Raw genomic sequence first — 18,973 nt, forward strand, 5'->3', positions numbered from 1 at the left:
GTGCCCTCCCTTCCCGTACGCGCGTACGGGAAGGGAGGGCACGAACCGGGGGGAACCCCGGGTCTACAGGCCCGCCGGGAGCAGGGGGATCAGGCCCCGGTGGCGCTCGGCGAGCGGACGCGCGGCCCCTGCCGGGCGGGCAGGCGCCCCGGCGTGCGCGGTCGCGGCCCAGCCGACCAGGGCGGATCCCAGCGACATGCCGCCGCCGAACGCGGTGAGCACCAGCAGGTCGCCCTCGTCGAGGAGGCCGGCGCGGTGCACCTCGTCGAGGGTGACGGGCACGGACGCGGCGCCCGTGTTGCCGTACCGCTCCAGGGACAGGTGCATGGCGGCCGCGCCGAGCCCGAGCCGGGGCCTGACCTCGGCCAGCATGACGCCGTTGGCCTGGTGCGGGACGAGGTGCGCGATGTCCTCGGCCCGGGTGCCCGACCGCTCCAGGAGGGCGCGGACGGCGGCGGGCAGCCGCTCGTTCACGAACTCGCGCACGCCCCGCCCGTCCATGTGGAAGAAGTGCCCGCCGTCCTCCAGGGTCTCGGCCGACGCGGGCCGCCGGCTGCCGCCCGCGGGCACGCTGATCAGGCGGTGCGCGCCGCCTTCGGTGCGCAGGTCGGTCCGCAGGATTCCCCGCCCCTCGGGCACGGGCCCCAGTACGACGGCCCCCGCGCCGTCGCCGAAGAGGATCGCCGTCCTGCGGTCCGTGTGGTCGAGGATCCGCGAGTAGATGTCGGCGCCGATGACGAGGCCGTATCCGTGGCCGCCGTCCGCGCGGAGCATCCGCTCGGTGACGGCCAGGCCGTAGACGAAGCCGCTGCACACCGCGTTGATGTCGAAGCAGGCCGCCCGGCGCGCGCCGATCAGGTCCTGCACGATGCCGGCCGTCGCGGGCTGCGGGTGGTCGGGCGTCGACGTGGCCACGACGAGGTACGACACGTCCTCCGGGCTCAGGCCGCACTGTTCGAGGGCCGCCCGCGCGGCCGCTGCCGCGAGGTCCGAGGTGGCCTCGTGCGGGGCGGCCCGGCGGCGCTCGCGTATCCCGGTCTTGCGCACGATCCATTCGTCGGAGACGCCCGCGGCGCGGGCGATCTCCTCGTTGCCGACCACCTGTTCGGGCAGCCGGGAGCCGGTGCCCACGATCCCGACGGGGTTGCGCATGGCCTCTCCTGAGGGTGGATGGAAACTCATCGGATTCCGCTCGCCGCCGGCGCCGGTGCCGGGGCCGTCGCCAGACGCTCCCAGCCCAGCCGTGCGGCGTGTTCGGCGAGCACCGGGTCGTCGCCGACCACGACCGCCTTCCCGGCGAAGGCCAGCAGGTCGGCGTCGGTGCCGTGGTCGCCGTAGGCGGTGCACGCGGCCGGGTCCAGTCCGCGCACGGCGGCGACCGCGCGCGCCGCCCGGCCCTTGGCGGCCCCGATCATCGGGGTGACCACCTCGCCGGTGAGCACGCCGTCACGGGCCACGGGCCGGGTGCCGATCGCCCAGTCGGCGCCCAGGTGTTCGAGGACCGGGTCCAGGCAGGCGTGGAAGGAGCCGGACAGCAGGACCACGAACTCGCCCCGCTCCTTGTGCCGTTCGAGCCGGGCCACGGTCTCGCCGAGGAAGACGTCGCCGTCGGTCAGCAGCGCGTCGAACCAGGCCCGGCCGGTCTCGGCGAGCTCGGACCGCCGCTCGCCCGCGTACAGCCGGTAGTAGTTCCGGTTGATCTCCGCGCGGGGGACGCCGCGCGCCGCGTCCCGGTGCAGTCCCGCCGTCAGGCGGTCGTAGGTGCCGTCCGGCTCGCCGCGGCGGGCCAGGTGGAAACGGAGGAAGGAGAACATGCTCTTGACCCGGACGAGCGTCTCGTCCACGTCGAAGAAGGCCGCGCCGGGCCCGGCGCTCCCGCCCGCCATCAGCCCAGGTCCCCGACGCGCGAGAAGCTCAGGCCGAAGAGGCAGATCGACTCGCCGTCCTGCCGGGCGTCGACCCGCACCCGGAGCTGGTCCACGCCGGCCCGGTCGCCCTCGCCGTCGTCCTCGCCCAGCTCCACCACGCCGCCCTGCGTGTAGTACGCCCCGGTGGCGGCGTCGCGGTCGGACCGGAGGACTTCGCCGACCTCCGCCGTCAGCTCCGTGGCGTGCTCCAGCTCGCCGAAGCGGCTGAAGACCACCGACAGGTCCGTGGGGAAGGTCCGCGACGGGGACATGCCGTGCACTTCGAGCGCGCCGAACAGGGCGAGCTGGCGGGCCGCCTCGGCGAGCACCATGCCGGGCAGGTGGTCCTGCGGGTGGTCGAACATGCTCGGGTGGTCGCCCGGGACGCGCAGCAGCGCCTCCGCCGTGGCGCCCTCCCGCGTGGCGTGGTCGATCACGACGTTGTCGCTGTTCTTCCGGCCGACGCGGTACGGCTCGACCGAGCCGCCGCGGCCCGTGTGCGGGTACGCGTCCGAGCTGGGCAGCGCCTTGCCGTCGCGGTTGCGCAGCCGCAGCGCCAGGTAGTCCTCGGGGGACTTGAACCGCAGGCCGACCGAGGCGCGGCCGATGACGGTGCCCCGTACGTCGATGTCGATGTCGTAGTCGAGGCCGGTGGTGAGGCCCTCGCGTTTGCGGTGGCCGGACACGGCGACCCGCAGGGTCATCGCGCACGGCGCCGCGCCGACGACGATCCGCTCGGGACGGCTCAGGTGGATGCGCAGGTGGGTGAGGATGAACTTGTGGCCGGTGGGCACCCCGTAGAAGGCGTGCGCGCCGGCCAGGGCCGACTGCCGGCAGGCCTCCAGGAGCAGCACCGGGTCGTAGGTGCTGGGGCGCAGCAGGTGGTCGCCGTAGTAGGCGTGCGAGCGGGGCAGCTGGGCGCCCGCGAGGTAGCCGGTGTCGTCGATCGGCTTCAGGTCGGTGAGGAACACCTCGCCCACCGAGTCGCGGTGTACCAGGCCGCGGTCGACGGTGCGCGCGTAGCTCAGTTCGGGCGCCTCGGGAAGCGTTGCGGTCATGGAAGGAACCTGCCTTGTCGTGGGATGGGACGTGACGTGGTTCTCGGGGTGGAACGGTTCGGTGAGGGCTGCGGGACGGGACGGGGCCGGGCTCAAGCGGCCCGCTCCAGGAGCGCGCCGGTCCAGGTGAAGCCGGCGCCGGCGCCGAGCAGGAGCACCCGGTCCCCGGGCGCCGGCCCGTCCTGGGCGGTGAGGTGGTGCAGACCGGCGATCTGGTCGCCGGTGCCCAGGTGGCCGACGGTGCGGCCGAAGTCCCACAGGGACCGGTCCCGGCCGCCGGGGAACTCCGGGAAGTAGTTCTCGGTGAGCAGCGGGAGCCCCAGGTTGGGGTAGACGACGCGGCGCAGGGCGGGGTCGTCGCCGTCCGGCAGCAGCGCGGCGCGGATCTCCCGGACGGCCGCGCGGGTGCTGTCGCGCAGCTGGTCCTTGCCCCGCTCGGCCAGGTAGCGCCGCTTGGCCGCGCGGACGTCGTGTTCGGAGGCCAGCAGCTCGGGCAGTTCGGGCGCGGGGGCCTCGTCGCGGTGCAGGCCCTCCAGGTGCGGGGCGCTGACCGTGTGCCGGGCCAGCATCCGCCAGCCGCCGCGGCGGTCCCGCCCGGGCGGCTGCGAGGTGAGGACGGCGGCGGCCGCGCCGTCCCCGTAGACGATGCCGTAGTCGGCGGTGAAGCGGTCGAAGCCGGAGGAGGCGAAGCGGTCCGCGGCGACGACCAGGGCCGTGCCCCGGCCGCGCCCGCGGAGGAATCCGGCGGCCATGTCGAGGACGAGCATCTGGGCGTTGCAGCCCTGGTTGACGGTGAGCGGCAGCGCCTGCGGGCAGCCGAGTTCGGACTGCAGCCAGGAGGCCGGCGCCCACAGCCGCTTGTGGCCGTGGCGGTGTATCGACGTGATCACGACGAGGTCGAGTTCACGTGGCTCGACGTCGGCGGCGCGCAGGGCGTCGCGGGCGGCGAGGAGCGCCATGTCGGCCGGGTAGAGGGTGTCCTCCGCGCAGACGGCGGCGTATCCGGCGGAGCGGATACGGTCGCCCTCGCCGCTCGGGTCGTACGTTTCGGCGGCCTTCTCGACGTCGACGCGCTCGGGCAGGTAGCTGCCGGTGCCGGCGATCGTGACGACCTCGGCCTCGGGGGTGGTCGGGGCGGCCCGGTTCACGCGGCCACCTCCTCTCGTCGGGGTTCCGGTGTGCCGTCGGGCCGCCGCGTGCCCGGGGCGAGGACGGCCGCCACGTGCCGGTCGGGGCGGACCAGGACCGCGTCCGCCCCGGCGGGCAGCCACGCGGACTGGCGGGTGGTCAGGGCCAGGGGCCGGGTGCCCGCGGGGAGCACGCCGCGGTACGCCTCCGGGTGGATACCGGGGCGGAAGAGCGCGACGGGCCGGCTGGGGTGGGGTACGTGGCCGGGCACGCGGGCGCCCGGGACGAGCTGGTACGTCTCCCGGCGCGGCAGCGCGGCGGCCGGCCCGGGGGCGTACGTCGTGTAGAGCTGGCTCCATGCCTCGGCGTATCCGGCGAGCGTCTCCTGGACGCGCTGCCGCAGCTCCTGGGTGGTGGCCTCCCGCATGGCCTGGAGGAGGCCGAGGGCGCTGGTGGCCCGGCCCACCTCGGCGGCGGCGTGGCGGCGCTCCCCGGCGTAGTCGGCCAGGACGCGCTCGTCGGCCCGGCCCTCGACGAGGGCGGCAAGCCGCCAGGCGAGGGCGCTCGCGTCGGCGAAGCCGGTGTTCATGGCCTGGCCGCCGGCCGGCGAGTTGAGGTGGGCGGCGTCGCCGGCGAGGACGGCCCGGCCGCTGTGGAAGGTGGCGGCGAGCCGCTCGTGCACCTGGTAGTGGGCGAGCCGGTCGGTGCGCGCGAGGCGGAGGGTGGCGCCGAAGCCCAGCGCGTCGACGGCCCGGGCGAACGCGGCGCCGGTGACCGCCTCGTCGCGTCCGAGGAGTTCGGGGGCGGCGGGGCCGGCGATGCGGACGAGGCCGCCGGGCAGGGGCAGCAGCGAGACCGCGCCGCCGGGGCCGACGTACATGGCCGAGGCGTCGGGGTCGACGGCCTGCCGGGGGCTGCCCTCGGCGAGGAGGTAGCTCATGGGGTAGGTGACGCCGTCGAAGGCGATGCCGAGGTGCTGGCGGACGCCGCTGCTCGCGCCGTCCGCCCCGACCAGGTAGCGGGCCGGGAGGCCGAACACGCCCTGATCAAACTCCAGTTCGACGAGGAGGCGGCCGTCGGGACCGTCCGTCCGGTGGCCCGCGTAGCGGACCGGGCGGAGCAGCCGGCCGCCCCGGTCGGTGAACGCCGTGGCCAGGGCCTGCTCCACCACGGGCTGCGGGACGTTGAGGTAGTAGGGGTAGGGGGTGTCGAGTCCGGCGAACTCGACGGTGTGCGCGGCGCCGTGGTGGAGGTGGAAGGCGATGCGGTGCTGGCGCACCCCCTGCCGTTCGAGCCCGGCGCGCAGGCCGAGGTCCTCCAGGGTCTCCAGGCTCGCCGCGTGCACCATGACGGCGCGCGTCCGCGGGTCGATGCCCGGGGCCTGGTCGATGACGGTGCACTCGACGCCGAGGCGGCGCAGTTCGCATCCGAGCATCAGCCCGGTGGGCCCGGCACCGACGATCAGGACGTCGGTGCCGTCGCCCGGGAACGCCCCGGACTGGGGAGGGTGGTTCATCGTGCTCCTCTCGGGCGGAAGACGTGCGGGTGGCCGCGGCCGGGGCCGGGGGTGGACCCCGGCCGCGGGATCGGGGGGCGCCGGCCGGTCAGTCGGTGGCGGCGGCGCGGCGCTTGACGAAGAGCGCGACGAGCAGGCCGACGGCGACCAGGATCAGGCCGTTGGCGAGGATGGCGACGTTGATGCCGTGGAGCGTGGCGGCCTCGACGGAGGAGTCCCCGCTCGCGCGGATCTGGGCCACCGCGATGGCGCTCATGATCGGGATGCCGATGGTGATGCTGACCTGCTGGGTCAGGGTGGTGATGCCGGTGGCCAGGCCCTGCTGCTCGTTGGGCAGCCCGGAGGTGGCGGTGACCATGAAGCCGACGATGGCGACGACGTGGGCGTAGCTGCTGAGGAAGGCCAGGCCCAGCACGGCGTAGAGCCAGCCGCGGGCGTCGCCGGCGAAGTACAGCGCGCCGACGGTGAGGCCCTGGACGACCAGGCCGGCCACCAGGACCGGGCTGCTGCCGCCGAGGGCGCCGATCCAGCGCGGGGCGGTGACGCCGCCGAGGAAGGCGCCGACACCGAGCACGCCGAAGGTCAGACCGGTCGCCATCGCCGAGTACCCCAGCACGTCCTGGAGGTACAGGGTGATCAGGAAGATCATGGCGGTGAAGCCGATGAAGGTGGCGGCGCCGCCGATGTTGCCCCAGGTCACGCTCCGCAGGCCCAGGACGCGCAGCGGGGCCAGCGGCTCCGGGGCGCGCAGCTCGATGAGGCCGAAGGCGATCAGCAGGACGACGCCGACGGCGAGGGACACCAGGGTGGTCGAGTTCGCCCAGCCGTACTGGCCGGCCGCGGAGATGCCGTACACGAGGGCGATGAGGCCGGCGCTGACGGTGACGGCGCCGGGGATGTCCAGCTTGCCGCCGCGGCGCACCTCGCCCTTGGCGAGGAGCATCGGGGCGACGACGATCAGCAGGATGCCGATCGGGACGTTGATGAAGAAGCCCCAGCGCCAGCTCAGCACGTCGGTGAGCAGACCGCCGAGGATCGCGCCGCAGGTGAATCCGGCGGAGAGCATGGCGCCGTTGAGGCCGAGCGCCCGGTCGCGCAGCGGGCCCTCGGGGAAGGAGGTGGTCAGCAGCGCCAGGCCGGCGGGGGTGACCATCGCGGTGGCCAGGCCCTGGGCGACGCGGGCGGCGAGCAGCGGGCCCGACGCGTCCACCAGGCCCCCGAGCAGGGAGGCGACGGTGAGCAGGACGAGGCCGGCGAGGAAGACCTTGCGGGCGCCGACGAGGTCGGCGATGCGGCCGAACAGCAGGCTGAAGCCGGCCGCGCTCAGGGCGAAGGTGGTGGCGATCCACTGCAGGTTCTCCTGGGAGAAGTGCAGTTCGCGGCCGATGACGGGGACGGCCACGTTCATGATCGAGAAGTCCACGGCCAGGGTGAACTGGGCGCCGAGGAGGAGGAAGAGCACCATCGTCTGACGGCGCGTCATCTTCCCGTCGGCCGGCGCCGGGGGCGGCGCGGACGGCCGTCCCTCCAGCGTCTCCCCGGACTGGTTGATCGTTGACATGAGAGGCCTTTCGCTTCCTGTCGGTTGATTAGGCGTCGAGCATCCGGGGAAGAAGCGAAGGCGAGCCAGTACCCGCCCCTTCATATGGCTGCCGTGGGTACCACTGGCCGGGTCTGTCTCGTGACGCGATGCCGTGCGTACCGTTCCGGCCATGACCGCAGACACCCGTTCCACCGTCGAGGCGTTCTTCGCCCGCGTCAGCAAGGGCGACGTCGAAGGCGCCCTGGAGTTCATCGCCGAGCCGGTCGACTGGTTCACCCCCGGAGACACCGCGCTCATCCCCTGGATGGGCCGGCGGGAGAACCACTCCGACATCCGCGACTTCTTCCGGATGGCCGGCGAGAACATGACCCCCGAGTCCTTCGAGACCGTCCACACCCTCGTGGACGGCGAACTCGCCGTCGTCCTCGGCTCCTTCCGGTACCGCGTCGACGCGACCGGCAAGAGCTTCGCCTCGGAGTTCGCCCTCGAACTCCGCGTCACCGACGGGAAGATCACCCGCTACCACATGCACGAGGACAGCTACGCCATCTCCCTGGCCTTCCACTGAGCCGACCCGATCCGCGAGCACGCAGGAGACCACCATGTCGAACGAGAACGAGTGCGATGTGCTCGTCGTCGGCGCCGGCCCGACCGGACTCACCGCGGCCTGCGAGCTGCTGCGGCGCGGGGTCAGGGTGCGGCTGATCGACTCCGCGGCAGGCCCGAGCGTCTACTCCAAGGCCATGCTCGTCTGGCCGCGCACCCTCGACATCCTCGAGGACCTGGGCCTCTCGGAGCACCTGCGGGACGTGTCCGTGGAGCTCCGCCGGATGACGTACTACTCGGAGAAGCAGCCGGTGTCCCGGATGCGGATGACCGAGGGCATGGCCCCGTACTGCCTGCCCCAGCGCAGCACCGAGGAGATCCTCACCGCCGGGCTCAAGGGGCTCGGCGGCTCCGTCGAGCGGGGGGTGCGGCTCCTCGCCCTGCACGGCGTCGACTTCTCCGGCGCCATCACCCCCGGCACCGACGTCACCGCCACCCTCGAACACGCCGACGGCTCCGTCGAACGGTTCACCGTGCCCTGGGTGATCGGCGCGGACGGCGCCGCCAGCGCCGTCCGCAACCAGCTGGGCATCGCCTACGAAGGGGCCACGTACGAGAACCGCTTCCTCATCACCGACGCCCGTATCGAGGACAACCCGCTGGCCCCCGACGAGATCCACTACCACCAGTCCCGGCTGGGCGTCCTCGCGATCGTCCCGCAGCCGCACGGCCTGTACCGCTTCTTCACCAACGCGCCCGCAGGGCTCACCGAGGGCACCCTGGAGGACATGCAGCGCCTGGTCGACATGCGCGGGCCCGGCGGGCTGCGCCTCGTCGACCCCGACTGGGTCACCACCTTCCGGCTGCACCGCCGGCGCGCCGCCTCCTTCCAGCTGAGCCGGGTCTTCCTGGCCGGGGACGCGGCACACGCGCACAGCCCGATGGGCGGCCAGGGCCTGAACACGGGCATGCAGGACGCGCAGAACCTGGCGTGGAAGCTGGCCTCGGTGGTGCGGGGGCACGCGAGGCCCGAGCTGCTCGCCACGTACACCGCGGAGCGCGCTCCGGTGGCCGACGCGGTGGTCCGCGACACCGACCTGCAGACCCGCGCGGCCATGTGGACCGGCACCGGCCAGGTCCTGCTGCGCGACACCGCGATGAAGGCGCTCGACCGCACCCGCGCCCTCGACCGCTTCTACCTGCCGATCGCGGCCGGCCGGCGCTGGGTGTACGCACCCGAGCCGGGGGCCGCGCGCGAGCGGCGGACGCACCGCGCCACCTGGTGCTCGTTCCGGTCCACGCTGCGCAGGCACGCCCGCGAAGGGGCCGCCCTGCCCCGGGAACTCGCCGTCGACCTGGGCCTGGCCGGCCCCGGAGCCGATCCCGGCCCGTTCGCGGTGCTGGTGTCGCCCGATCCGAGGCGGGCCGCCGGGGCGGATCTCGCCGAGGCGGTGCGCCGGCTCGCGCAGCCCTTCGGCCGCGCGGTCCGCGTCGTGGACGTCACGGAGGCGCCGCGCCGCGGCGGGCGCGGCCGGAAGGCCGACCTCCCCCGGCGCGCGGCACGCGAACTGCACTGCGGACGGCCGGGTTTCCACCTGGTCCGCCCCGACGGACACATCGTCCTGCACGGACACCGTGAGGACCTCGACGAACTGCACGCGGAGCTCGGGCGCCTGCTGCTGCCCGGGCCCGGCACCGACCACGACACCGACCGGGCGCTCCGGTCCACCGATTCCCTCCTGGAGGCACCCATGGCCGTGACCGGCCGCTACGTCCCGCCCGCCCGCACCGTCGGAGACGGCCCGCACAAGGTGATCGTGCTGCACTCGCTGTTCGGCGGCCACGAGACCTTCAGCGCCTGGTGGCCGTACCTGGACGGGAGCCGCTTCTCGTACGCCTTCATGGACGCGCGGGGCTTCAGCCACGCCCGCGACGAGGCGGGCACGTACAGCACGGACGAGATCGCCTCGGACGTGCTGGCGCTCGCCGACCACCTCGGCTGGCAGGAGTTCTCCCTGATAGGCCACTCGCTGGGCGGCCAGCCGGCCCAGCAGGTGCTGCTCAAGGCCCCGCACCGGGTGCGCCGGCTGATCGGCCTCAGCCCGGTGCCGGCGTCCGGCATGCCGATCCCTGACGAGGACTTCCCGCTGTTCGCCGAGGCGGCGCACAAGGTGGAGAACCGCCGGATCGTCATCAACATGACGACGGGCGACAAGCTCTCGTCGACCTGGGTGAACGCCTGGGCGGACGCCTCGATGAAGGCGGTCGGCCCGGTCGCCTTCCGCAGCTACCTGGACTCCTTCCGCACCACGGACTTCTCGGCCCGGATCACCGGCTCCGAGGTGCCGGCCCTCGTGGTCGTGGGCGAGAACGACCCGGCGGTCACCGCGGAGGCGATGAACGGGACCTGGATGAAGCACTACCCCAACGGCGAACTGGCGGTGATCGGCAACGCGGGCCACTACCCCATGGTGGAGACGCCCATCGCGCTGGCCACGCTGCTGGAGGACTTCCTCGCGAAGTAGTCCGCGAGGAGGCGGCGGATATCCGGTATTCCACCTGTCGGTTGTCCGGATATCCGCCGCGATTCACCTGCCGCCCGGCAACCGCGGGCGCGCCGGCCGGCGTGGAGCCGGCCTTCCCCGGCGCCCCGGTCCTCAGGCCCCTGGTACCTCCCCCCACCAGGGGCCTGAGCCGTGCGGACCGGGCACGAGGGAATGATTGATTCCCGGAATATCAATCATTCGGTTTCTCCGGACACCCCTCTTGTCGCCGTCGGTAACTTCCGCCCCGCGAAGTCGACTTGATGGACTTCGGCCACTTGCTATGATCGCCGGACAACCGAATCACCGGGGCCGAGTTCGAAGCCTGAACGTTCAAGGGGCAACCGACTCGGCCCGGCAGGACAACAGGGGGAATCACATGGGGCTCGCCTTGCAGAGACCATGGCATTCGACACGCGCCGCGAATATGCCATCGAGAACGAACCCGTCCGGCGGCCCGTCGGGCCACCCGTACTTACCACCGCCCGGATCAAGACCGGCGGGGGATTTCCTCCTCGCGTGGATTAAGCGCACCGACCGGCCGCTCGTCACGCGCGGCGACGGCTGAGGGGGCGGTCATCCATGAAGAAGGCTACGGGGGAATTGGAACTCGGACGCTTCCTGCAGATCAGGCGCGGCCGGCTGAGTCCCGAGGACGTCGGGCTGACCGGTGACGCCGGGAAGCGCCGGCGGGTGTCCGGACTGCGGCGGGAAGAAGTGGCCCAGCTCGCCCGGGTGAGCGTCAACTACTACACACGCCTCGAACAAGGGCAGAACGGCACCGCCTCTCCCGAGGTGCTGGACGCCCTGGCGACCGCGCTGCGGCTGAGCCCGGACGAACGGGCCCATCTGCACGACCTCGCCGCCCGCTCCGGCCCGGCGCCGAGGAATCCGCAGCCCCTGACCGAGAAGGCCCGGCCGGCCGTGGCCCGGATGATCGCGGCGTACGAGAACGGGCCCGCCGTCCTGCTCGGGCGCCGGGTCGACATCCTGGCGTGGAACCGGCTCGCCCGGATCCTCTTCTCCGGCCACATCGACCTCGCCCCGACGGCCCGCGACGAAGACCTGCCCAACCTCGCCGAACTGGTCTTCCTCGAACCGGGGTCCCGCGCGCTCTATCCGCATTGGATGGACGAGGCCCACGAATTGGCGGGATATCTGCGTGTCATGGCGGGCCGATATCCCGGGGACCCCGAGCTTTCGGCACTCATTCACCGCCTCAACGACAAGAGTCCGGAGTTCGCCGAGATCTGGTCCGGACATGTCGTCTGGGACAAGACCCACGGCACCCGTTCCGTCCATCACCCCAAGGTCGGGCGGCTGACGCTGTCGTTCGAGACGCTCCGGCTTCCGGACGCCGCTGACCAGTGCATCGTCCTCTACCGGGCCGAATCCGGATCCCCGTCGGAAGCCGCGCTCGCCTCACTCCTCAAGGAATGAACCGACGGCCGCGCATGGCCGGATTAGGGAATGATCAATAGGGGCAGGCTGGGGGCTGGCGGGGCATTCCATGCCCATGGAACCGTGTTTCCATGAATGATGCAGCCCGCTTGGGCGATTTCCTCCGGTCCCAGCGCTGTCTCGTCACGCCCGAGAAGGTCGGCCTGCCTCCCGGCACGTCCCCGCGCCGCGTCCCCGGGCTGAGGCGGGAGGAGGTGGCGCTGCTCGGCGGGATCAGTCACGACTACTACGCCCGCATCGAACAGGGAAGGGCGCGGCGGGTCTCGCCCGCCGTCCTGGACGCGATCGCCCGCGCCCTGCTCCTCGACAGCACCCAGCGGGCGCACCTCTACTGGCTGGCCCACCAGGCCGCGGGCCGGGACGGCTCCGACGCGGTGCGGCGCGTCGCCTCGTCGATGCCGTCGCTGCCCGCGGTGGTGCTCAACCACCGCCACGACGTCGTCGACTGGAACCCGCTGGGGGGCGCGCTGCTCGCCTGGCACCTGCGCGGAACGGCGCCCCAGCCGGACCCCGCCGCGTATCTCGTCGTCCGGCCCAACCTGGCCCGGATGGTCTTCCTCGACCCCCGCACCCGGGCCCTGTTCGGACGGCGGGACCGGCCGGCGGCCGGGGTGGCGGCCTCGCTGCGGGGGGCCGCCCAGCGGTATCCGACGGACCGCCTGCTCACCGACCTGATCTCCGAACTGACCGAGAACAGCACCGAGTTCACCGAACTGTGGTGGCGCGCCGCCGCCGCGGAGGGCGCCGCGCCCGAGGACTCCTGCGGCCCGGTCACGTTCGACCATCCCGTGGCGGGGCGCCTGGAGCTGTCCGTCGTCACGCTGGAACACCGTTCGGGTTCCGGCGAGCGGGCCGTGGTGTTCAGCGCCGAGGCGGGCTCCTCCTCCGAACAGGCCCTCGCCCGGCTGCTCTCCCTGCTGCCCGGGCCGTCGCGGTGCGGCGCCCCGGAGAGCGGCTAGCGCCCCCGGTGGCCCCGGCGGCCCTCATGGCTGCCGGGGCCACCGGGACCGGCGGTCAGACCGTGTGCTCGTCGGCGACGGTGAGGGCCGCGTCGAGGGCCGCCAGGCCCTCCTTGACCTCGTCGTCGGAGACGTTGCAGGCGGGGACGGCGTGGGTGCGGTTCATGTTCACGAAGGGCCACAGGCCGTTCTTCTTCGCGGCGGCGCCGAAGGCGGCCATCGGGGCGTTCGCCTCGCCGGCCGCGTTGTACGGGACGAGCGGCTCGCGCGTCTCCTTGTTCCTGACCAGGTCGAGCGCCCAGAAGACGCCCATGCCGCGGACCTCGCCGACCGACGGGTGACGCTCGGCGAGCGCGCGCAGGCCGGGGCCGAGGAGCTGCTCGCCGACGCGGGCGGCGTTCTCGACGACCTTCTCGTCCTCCATCACCTGGATGGTGGCGACGGCGGCGGCGCAGGCCAGCGGGTGGCCGGAGTAGGTGAGGCCGCCCGGGTAGGGGCGGGTCTCGAAGGTGGCGGCGATCTCCTCGCTGATGGCGACGCCGCCGAGCGGCACGTAGCCGGAGTTGACGCCCTTGGCGAAGGTCATCAGGTCGGGGACGACGTCGAAGTGCTCGGCGGCGAACCACTTGCCGGTGCGGCCGAAGCCGGCCATGACCTCGTCGAGGACGAAGACGATGCCGTACCTGTCGCAGATCTCGCGGACGCCGGTGAGGTAGCCGGGCGGCGGGGTCATGATGCCGGCGGTGCCGGGGACGGTCTCCAGGATGATCGCGGCGATGGTGCCGGGACCCTCGAAGGCGATGGTGTCCTCCAGGTGCGCGAGGGCCCGCTCGCACTCCTGCTGCTCGGTCTCGGCGTAGAACGGCGAGCGGTAGAGGAAGGGCGCCCAGAAGCGCACGACGCCGGCGGAGCCGGTGTCGGAGGCCCAGCGGCGGGGGTCGCCGGTGAGGTTGATCGCGGTGGAGGTGGCGCCGTGGTACGAGCGGAAGGCGGAGAGCACCTTGTGGCGGCCGGTGTGCAGCCGGGCCATCCGGACGGCGTTCTCGACGGCCTCGGCGCCGCCGTTGGTGAAGAAGATCTTGTTCAGGTCGCCGGGGGTGCGCTCGGCGATGAGGCGCGCGGCCTCGGAGCGGACGTCGACGGCGAAGGCGGGCGCGAAGGTCGCGAGCTTCCCGGCCTGCTCCTGGATGGCGGCGACCACCTTGGGGTGCTGGTAGCCGATGTTGGTGTAGACGAGACCGCTGGTGAAGTCGAGGTAGCGGTTGCCGTCGTAGTCCCAGAAGTACGAACCCTCCGCGCCGGCCACGGCGAGCGGGTCGATCAGGCCCTGGGCGGACCAGGAGTGGAAGACGTGCGCGCGGTCCGCGGCCTTGACGGCGGCACCGGCCTGGGGATCGGGTTCGATGACATGAGGGGTCATGCATCCGAGGGTAAGGAACCGCAGGTGGGGCGGCCATGACCATCTTGTCCACCGAGAACGCGCCGGACACGACACTGTGCTCTGCCGGGCGGTCGGCTGCGGATTTCGTCGCGCCGCCGGAGGGTGTCTTCCGGCCGTGCGGGGCGCCTATGCTGCGCGCCATGGACAGGTCGGGGGGAACGGCCGCCACCAGGGTTTTCGGGTGGGGGATGATCGTCGGCGCGGTCGGCGCCGTGGGGTGTTCGCTGGCCGGGGTGTCGGCGTATCCGCCGCTGCTGCCGGAGGTGGCGCTCGCGGGGGTGTCGGCCCTCTGCGCGGCCGGGTGGGTGACGGCGTCGTACCGGGCGCGGGGGCGGGGTCACCTGGACGCGCCGCCGCGCAAGGAGCGGCGGGACAACAGGGTGCTGCCGTACCTCTTCGCCTTCGGGATCCCGGTGGCCACCCTGGCCGCCTTCCTCGTGGTCTTCACCCCGAGCAGCGCCCGGGGGCAGTGGGAGGAGCGGATGGAGGCGGCGGGGTACGGGGAGTACACGCTGCCGGTGGTGCGGCTGGCGGGGAAGCCGGAGTACGTCCCCGAGGGCGAGGACAACGACCCGTACTACCTGGCCGACGTCGTGGTGCGGGTGCCGTTCCGGGACGGGCCGCGCGAGGTCACCGTGGAGGGGTACTCCACCGCGCCCGAGCCGCCCGCGCCGGGCACGGAGCTGTCGGTGTACTACGCGCCGGGGGCGTCGGACGGGCCGGTGGGCGAGCACGACGAGGTTGGCGGGGCGGACTCGGCCATGACCTGGGTCCTGGCGATCTGGGTCTGGCCGTGGGTGATCATCGCCGGGTGCTGCATGAAGTCGTACATGGAGGTCTCCGACCTGCGGCGGATGCGCCGCTTCCGGCCGGTGGTCCATCTGCCCGCCCTCGGGATCCTGCTGGCCGGGGTGGTGCTGCTGCTGCCGAAGGCGCTGGAGTTCCGGGTGGCGGGGTACGACGGGCTGCCCGCGTTCGTCGCGGCCCTCACGCCCGCGCTCGCCCTGGCCTGGGCGGCCAAGGCGAGCTGGCGGACGTACTGAGGTCTCAGCAGTACAGGTTCGCGCCGGCCGGGACGCCGAGGATCTGGGTGAACTGCTGGTACTTGGTGACGCGGCTCTGGACCTGGGCGGGGTTGCCGCCGTTGCACTCCAGGGAGCCGTTGATCGCCCAGATGGTCTGGCCGAAGCCGGCGCCGTTGACCATGGCGTTGTGGGCGGTCATGGTGCCGGGGCCGTTCTGGGTGTTCCAGTACCAGAGGCCGGTCATCATGGCGACGTCCGGCTCGCGCTCGACCCGCCAGGGGTTGTTCAGGAGGTCGAGGCCGAGGGCGTCGCCGGCGGCCTTGTAGTTGAAGTTCCAGGAGAGCTGGATCGGGCCGCGGCCGTAGTAGGCGGCCTGGCCGGCCGGGCAGCCGTAGGGCTGGTTGGCGTCGCAGTAGTGCGGGTAGTTGGCGGTGTTCTGCTCGACGATGTGGACGAGGCCGCCCGTCTCGTGGGAGACGTTGGCGAGGAAGGCCGCGGCCTCCTGCTTCTTCACCGTGTCGCTGCCGGTGCCCGCGAAGGCCGGGTACTTCTTGGTGGCGGCGACCAGACCCGCGTACGTGTAGAAGGGGTTCCGGTTCGGGAACATCTGGTTGAACTGCGCCTCGCTGACCACGAATCCGGACGGGTCGGGGGTGCCGCCGCCGCCGTCGGTGCCGCAGACGCCCTCGTCGCGCCAGACGTCGGTGGAGCCGGGACGCTCGTTCTGCGTCCACCACTTCGCGTACCAGTTGTGGCCGTTGTACGAGGCGGTCATGCCGCCGGTGTAGACCTGGCCGGAGTTCCAGGCGGTGACGCAGGCGGGGGCCGCGCCGGCCGTGGTGGGGAGCAGGATCGCGAGCCCGAGCGCCGTACAGAGGGCGGCGAGGAGGGCGAGGAGACGTCGTCGCATGCGCTGTCGTCCTTCCGGTGGGGGGAAGGACAGCGAAGCGGCACTGGTCTGTACCTGTCAAGGTCTAGACCAAGATTGGCCCCCTGGGGCGGCTGCCGCCAGGGGGCGCGTCACGTCGAATCGACGGCACGTCAGCCTGCGTCCGGGGGCCTCAGATCATGAGGACGATCCGGCCCGGACGGTGACCCGCCTCCACCCGGCGGTGGGCCTCCGCCGCCTCCTCCAGCGGCAGCACGTCGGCCACCCGGGTCGCGAGGCCGCCCGCGCCGACCAGGTCGAGCAGCTCCTTCAGGAGCGCCGCGTCGGGGCGGCCGACGACCGCGTCCACCCGGATGTCCCGCTCGGCGACCGGGACCCGCTCGCCGGAGGCGGAGACGAAGACCCCGCCGTCCTTGACGGCCGGCAGCAGCGGATCCGCGATCAGCGCCGCGTCGAAGACCCCGTCCACCCGGTCGGGCGCGGAGCCGAGCACCCCGGCGACCTCCTGGGCCGGCGCCCCGCGCGGCACCACCGCGTCGGCCCCGAGGAGCCGCAGCTCGTGGGCGTCGTCGCCGTCGCCGAGGGCGATCACCCGGTGGCCCGCCCGCGCCGCCAGCTGCACCGCGAACCGTCCCACCACCCCGCTCGCCCCGGTGACGAGGAGCGTCGAGCCCTCCGGCAGCGCCATCAGGTCCAGCGCCTGCGCGGCGGTCACCGCGGAGAGCGGCAGGGACGCCGCCGCCGTGAAGTCCACCTCGTCCGGGACGGGGGCCAGCCACTCCGGCTCCACCAGGACGGTCTCCGCGTACGTCCCCGCACCGGTCCCCTCCTCCACCCAGGGCACGAAACCGGCCACCCGGGTGCCCTCGGGGAGCCCCGGAGCCGGGTCGATCAGGGTGCCCGCGAAGTCGTAGCCGAGGACGAAGGGCGGAGTCAGCGCGGAGAGCGCGGCGGCGTAACGACCGGAGCGGATCTTGAGGTCCGCCTGGTTGACCCCGGCGGCCTTGAGCCGTACCCGGACCCGCCCCGGGGCGTCCGCGGGGTCCGGCTCGGGGCGGCGCACCGACCTGAGGACCTCGGGTCCGCCGTAGGCGGTCACTTCGACGACACGCATGGGGTTCCTCCTCCGGAAGGCCCCCTCATGGCCATTACATCCACGCTCCGACGGCCCGGGCAACCCCTGCCGGGCCACCCGGACGACCCCGCCCCGGGACCCGGGAGGGGCACCGCCCCGGGACCCCGGAGGGCGCCGCTGAACGAGCGGCGAACTCCAGGTGTCGGGCCGCTACACCACCCCCGCGTTCGCACACCCGTCCGTACCGTCCCGGGCATGGAGTGGATAACCGCCGAGAACGTGATCGCCGTCGTCACCGCCCTCGTCGGCGTCCTCGTCTCCGTCGCCGCCGTCTGGATCGGCCGCATCAAGCCGGGCAAACGGCTCGGCTACCGCGTCCAGCTCAACACCCTCCTCCACACGGAGGGCACCCAGGACGGCGGGGTGATGACCGTCCGCGACGGCGAGGTGCTCGGCAGCGCCTCCGACGGCGCCACCCTCGTCCTCCTCCGCGTCGAGAACGACGGCGGCGTCGACATCACCCACGGCGACTACGCGCTCGACACCTCCGGTCACGCCCTCCGCTTCACCTTCGGCGAGGGCTCCTCCGCCGTCGACGTCCTCGGTGTCGTCGCCACCGTCCCGCGGGGGTGGGACTCGCTCCGCGACGACCTGAAGCACGAGCCGAAACTGCGCCGCTCCGGGAACTCCCTCCTGGTGCCCCGGGTCGCCCTCGCCCCCGGCCAGTACTTCAAGCTCCTCGTCCAGCTCGCCGGGCCCGCCACCGACGCCGCCATCGAGGCCCACGGCACCATCACGGACGGCAGGATCCTCCGCAACCGCTCCACCACCCCCGACGACGAGTCCGGCCGCTTCAGCCCCGTCGCCCGCACCGTCACCGTCGTCCTCACCGCCTGCGTGGTCGCCCTCGCCGCGATCATCGTCCGCGAGCAGACCCCGCCCCCGATCGGCTGCGCCCGCGGCAGCCTCACCGTCACCGGCTCCACCGCCTTCGCCCCGGTCGTCCGGGAGGTCGCGAAGGCGTACGAGAAGGACTGCGCGGGAGCCACCGTCACCGTCGACGCCGACGGCTCCACCGCCGGCGTCCGCGACCTCGCCGCGGCCGGGGCCGCCGTGGACGGCAAGGACTCCCCCGCCGTCATCGCCCTCTCCGACGGCCACGGCCCGGCCGGCTACCCGCGGCTGCGCGAGCACATGGTCGCCGTCTCCCTCTTCACCGTCGTCGCCCACGACGCCGTGCCCGTCGAGAGCCTCACCCTGGAGCAGATCCGCTCCCTCTACCGCGGCGACGTCGCCCGCTGGAACCAGCTGGAGGGCCCCGGACTGCCGGCGGACCTCCCGGACCTGCCCGTCCTCCTCGTCAGCCGGGACGCCAACTCCGGCACCCGGGAGGTCTTCCAGCGCCGCGTCCTCGGCCGCAACGAGCCCGCCAACTCCTCCCGCGACTGCTCCACCGTCGACGACAGGGAGGCGAAGGTCGTCCGCTGCGAACTCGACTCCACCGACCAGGTCCTGGCCACCGTCGCCCGCCTCCCCGGCGCCCTCGGCTACGCGGAACTCGGCGCCGGCTCCACCACGAAGGGCCTGCACGGCATCGCTCTCGACGGCCGCGGCCCGGTCCTGGACGAGCTGGGCTCGTCCCCGTACCCCTACCGGGAGATCGAGTACGCCTACACCTGGGGCGACCCGCCGACCGACTCCCTCACCGCGAGCTTCCTCGCCTATCTGGCGCGCGGACGCGGGCAGGACGTCGTGCGCGCCCGCGGGCACCTGCCGTGCGCCACCCCGAAGGGGCTGCGGATCTGCGGCGAGGGTTGACCGGCTGCCGGCCGGCCCGCCGACACCGGACCGTGACCCCGGCCTCGCCCCGGGCCGTCCGCCG

15 protein-coding genes are annotated in these 18,973 nt (G+C 73.3%); 6 read left to right on the forward strand and 9 right to left on the reverse strand.

Annotated elements, in window-relative coordinates:
- Positions 1-63: 63 nt before the first annotated feature.
- From ABZ621_RS10010 to ABZ621_RS10035, 6 genes are all read right to left on the reverse strand, one after another.
- Positions 64-1,152, reverse strand: a complete 1,089-nt coding sequence (locus ABZ621_RS10010; protein WP_360602581.1) for a beta-ketoacyl-ACP synthase III — start codon at positions 1,150-1,152, stop codon at positions 64-66.
- Between the two features lie 26 nt (positions 1,153-1,178).
- The gene (locus tag ABZ621_RS10015) at positions 1,179-1,886 is read right to left on the reverse strand and encodes an HAD-IB family hydrolase (RefSeq protein WP_360602583.1); all 708 of its coding nucleotides are present in this window, start codon (positions 1,884-1,886) and stop codon (positions 1,179-1,181) included.
- Positions 1,886-2,965: a ScbA/BarX family gamma-butyrolactone biosynthesis protein gene (locus ABZ621_RS10020; protein ID WP_360602585.1), complete on the reverse strand. Its 1,080-nt coding sequence runs from the start codon at positions 2,963-2,965 to the stop codon at positions 1,886-1,888. Before ABZ621_RS10020 ends, ABZ621_RS10015 begins: the two co-directional genes overlap by 1 nt.
- A gap of 92 nt (positions 2,966-3,057) precedes the next feature.
- The gene (locus ABZ621_RS10025; RefSeq protein WP_360602587.1) at positions 3,058-4,113 is read right to left on the reverse strand and encodes a ketoacyl-ACP synthase III family protein; all 1,056 of its coding nucleotides are present in this window, start codon (positions 4,111-4,113) and stop codon (positions 3,058-3,060) included.
- Positions 4,110-5,609 carry an NAD(P)/FAD-dependent oxidoreductase gene (locus ABZ621_RS10030; protein WP_360602589.1) on the reverse strand — a complete coding sequence of 500 codons (1,500 nt, stop codon included), beginning with the start codon at positions 5,607-5,609 and terminating at the stop codon, positions 4,110-4,112. The genes ABZ621_RS10025 and ABZ621_RS10030 overlap by 4 nt, the downstream gene beginning before the upstream one ends.
- An 88-nt stretch (positions 5,610-5,697) precedes the next feature.
- Complete coding sequence (locus ABZ621_RS10035) at positions 5,698-7,170, reverse strand: MFS transporter (protein ID WP_360602591.1); 1,473 nt, start codon at positions 7,168-7,170, stop codon at positions 5,698-5,700.
- A 151-nt stretch (positions 7,171-7,321) separates the two neighbouring features.
- Between ABZ621_RS10035 and ABZ621_RS10040 the strand changes: the two genes are divergently transcribed.
- From ABZ621_RS10040 to ABZ621_RS10055, 4 genes are all read left to right on the forward strand, one after another.
- Positions 7,322-7,720, forward strand: coding sequence for a nuclear transport factor 2 family protein (locus ABZ621_RS10040; protein ID WP_360602593.1), 399 nt, complete (start codon positions 7,322-7,324; stop codon positions 7,718-7,720).
- Positions 7,721-7,754: 34 nt separating this feature from the next.
- Positions 7,755-10,223: an alpha/beta fold hydrolase gene (locus tag ABZ621_RS10045; protein WP_360602595.1), complete on the forward strand. Its 2,469-nt coding sequence runs from the start codon at positions 7,755-7,757 to the stop codon at positions 10,221-10,223.
- A gap of 600 nt (positions 10,224-10,823) precedes the next feature.
- Entirely contained in the window at positions 10,824-11,681 is an 858-nt protein-coding gene (locus tag ABZ621_RS10050; RefSeq protein ID WP_360602597.1) for a helix-turn-helix transcriptional regulator, read from the forward strand.
- Between the two features lie 110 nt (positions 11,682-11,791).
- Positions 11,792-12,661, forward strand: coding sequence for a helix-turn-helix transcriptional regulator (locus tag ABZ621_RS10055; protein WP_360602599.1), 870 nt, complete (start codon positions 11,792-11,794; stop codon positions 12,659-12,661).
- A 55-nt stretch (positions 12,662-12,716) separates the two neighbouring features.
- Here the strand turns inward: ABZ621_RS10055 and ABZ621_RS10060 are convergent, their stop codons facing one another.
- A complete protein-coding gene (locus ABZ621_RS10060) occupies positions 12,717-14,081 on the reverse strand; it encodes an aspartate aminotransferase family protein (protein WP_360602601.1) in 1,365 nt (454 codons plus the stop codon).
- A 161-nt stretch (positions 14,082-14,242) separates the two neighbouring features.
- Between ABZ621_RS10060 and ABZ621_RS10065 the strand changes: the two genes are divergently transcribed.
- Positions 14,243-15,145 carry a hypothetical protein gene (locus tag ABZ621_RS10065; protein WP_360602603.1) on the forward strand — a complete coding sequence of 301 codons (903 nt, stop codon included), beginning with the start codon at positions 14,243-14,245 and terminating at the stop codon, positions 15,143-15,145.
- A 4-nt stretch (positions 15,146-15,149) separates the two neighbouring features.
- On the opposite strand, the gene ABZ621_RS10070 is transcribed toward ABZ621_RS10065, so the two are convergent.
- Together ABZ621_RS10070 and ABZ621_RS10075 are read right to left on the reverse strand one after the other, a co-directional pair.
- Complete coding sequence (locus ABZ621_RS10070) at positions 15,150-16,037, reverse strand: glycoside hydrolase family 19 protein (RefSeq protein ID WP_360602605.1); 888 nt, start codon at positions 16,035-16,037, stop codon at positions 15,150-15,152.
- Between the two features lie 151 nt (positions 16,038-16,188).
- Entirely contained in the window at positions 16,189-17,130 is a 942-nt protein-coding gene (locus ABZ621_RS10075) for an NADP-dependent oxidoreductase (protein ID WP_360602607.1), read from the reverse strand.
- A gap of 216 nt (positions 17,131-17,346) precedes the next feature.
- On the opposite strand from ABZ621_RS10075, the gene ABZ621_RS10080 reads away from it, so the two are divergent.
- The gene (locus tag ABZ621_RS10080; protein ID WP_360602609.1) at positions 17,347-18,909 is read left to right on the forward strand and encodes a substrate-binding domain-containing protein; all 1,563 of its coding nucleotides are present in this window, start codon (positions 17,347-17,349) and stop codon (positions 18,907-18,909) included.
- Positions 18,910-18,973 lie beyond the last annotated feature (64 nt).

The organism is Streptomyces sp. NPDC007863 (genome assembly GCF_040633895.1).
Taxonomy (GTDB): domain Bacteria; phylum Actinomycetota; class Actinomycetes; order Streptomycetales; family Streptomycetaceae; genus Streptomyces.

Excerpts from the sequence above, each read along its gene's own strand:
- ABZ621_RS10020 (WP_360602585.1), bottom strand. The coding sequence starts at position 2,965 with ATGACCGCAACGCTTCCCGAGGCGCCCGAACTGAGCTACGCGCGCACC.
- ABZ621_RS10030 (WP_360602589.1), bottom strand. The coding sequence starts at position 5,609 with ATGAACCACCCTCCCCAGTCCGGGGCGTTCCCGGGCGACGGCACCGAC.
- ABZ621_RS10080 (WP_360602609.1), top strand. The coding sequence starts at position 17,347 with ATGGAGTGGATAACCGCCGAGAACGTGATCGCCGTCGTCACCGCCCTC.
- ABZ621_RS10070 (WP_360602605.1), bottom strand. The coding sequence starts at position 16,037 with ATGCGACGACGTCTCCTCGCCCTCCTCGCCGCCCTCTGTACGGCGCTC.
- ABZ621_RS10075 (WP_360602607.1), bottom strand. The coding sequence starts at position 17,130 with ATGCGTGTCGTCGAAGTGACCGCCTACGGCGGACCCGAGGTCCTCAGG.
- ABZ621_RS10045 (WP_360602595.1), top strand. The coding sequence starts at position 7,755 with ATGTCGAACGAGAACGAGTGCGATGTGCTCGTCGTCGGCGCCGGCCCG.
- ABZ621_RS10015 (WP_360602583.1), bottom strand. The coding sequence starts at position 1,886 with ATGGCGGGCGGGAGCGCCGGGCCCGGCGCGGCCTTCTTCGACGTGGAC.
- ABZ621_RS10010 (WP_360602581.1), bottom strand. The coding sequence starts at position 1,152 with ATGCGCAACCCCGTCGGGATCGTGGGCACCGGCTCCCGGCTGCCCGAA.
- ABZ621_RS10050 (WP_360602597.1), top strand. The coding sequence starts at position 10,824 with ATGAAGAAGGCTACGGGGGAATTGGAACTCGGACGCTTCCTGCAGATC.
- ABZ621_RS10060 (WP_360602601.1), bottom strand. The coding sequence starts at position 14,081 with ATGACCCCTCATGTCATCGAACCCGATCCCCAGGCCGGTGCCGCCGTC.
- ABZ621_RS10035 (WP_360602591.1), bottom strand. The coding sequence starts at position 7,170 with ATGTCAACGATCAACCAGTCCGGGGAGACGCTGGAGGGACGGCCGTCC.
- ABZ621_RS10040 (WP_360602593.1), top strand. The coding sequence starts at position 7,322 with ATGACCGCAGACACCCGTTCCACCGTCGAGGCGTTCTTCGCCCGCGTC.
- ABZ621_RS10065 (WP_360602603.1), top strand. The coding sequence starts at position 14,243 with ATGGACAGGTCGGGGGGAACGGCCGCCACCAGGGTTTTCGGGTGGGGG.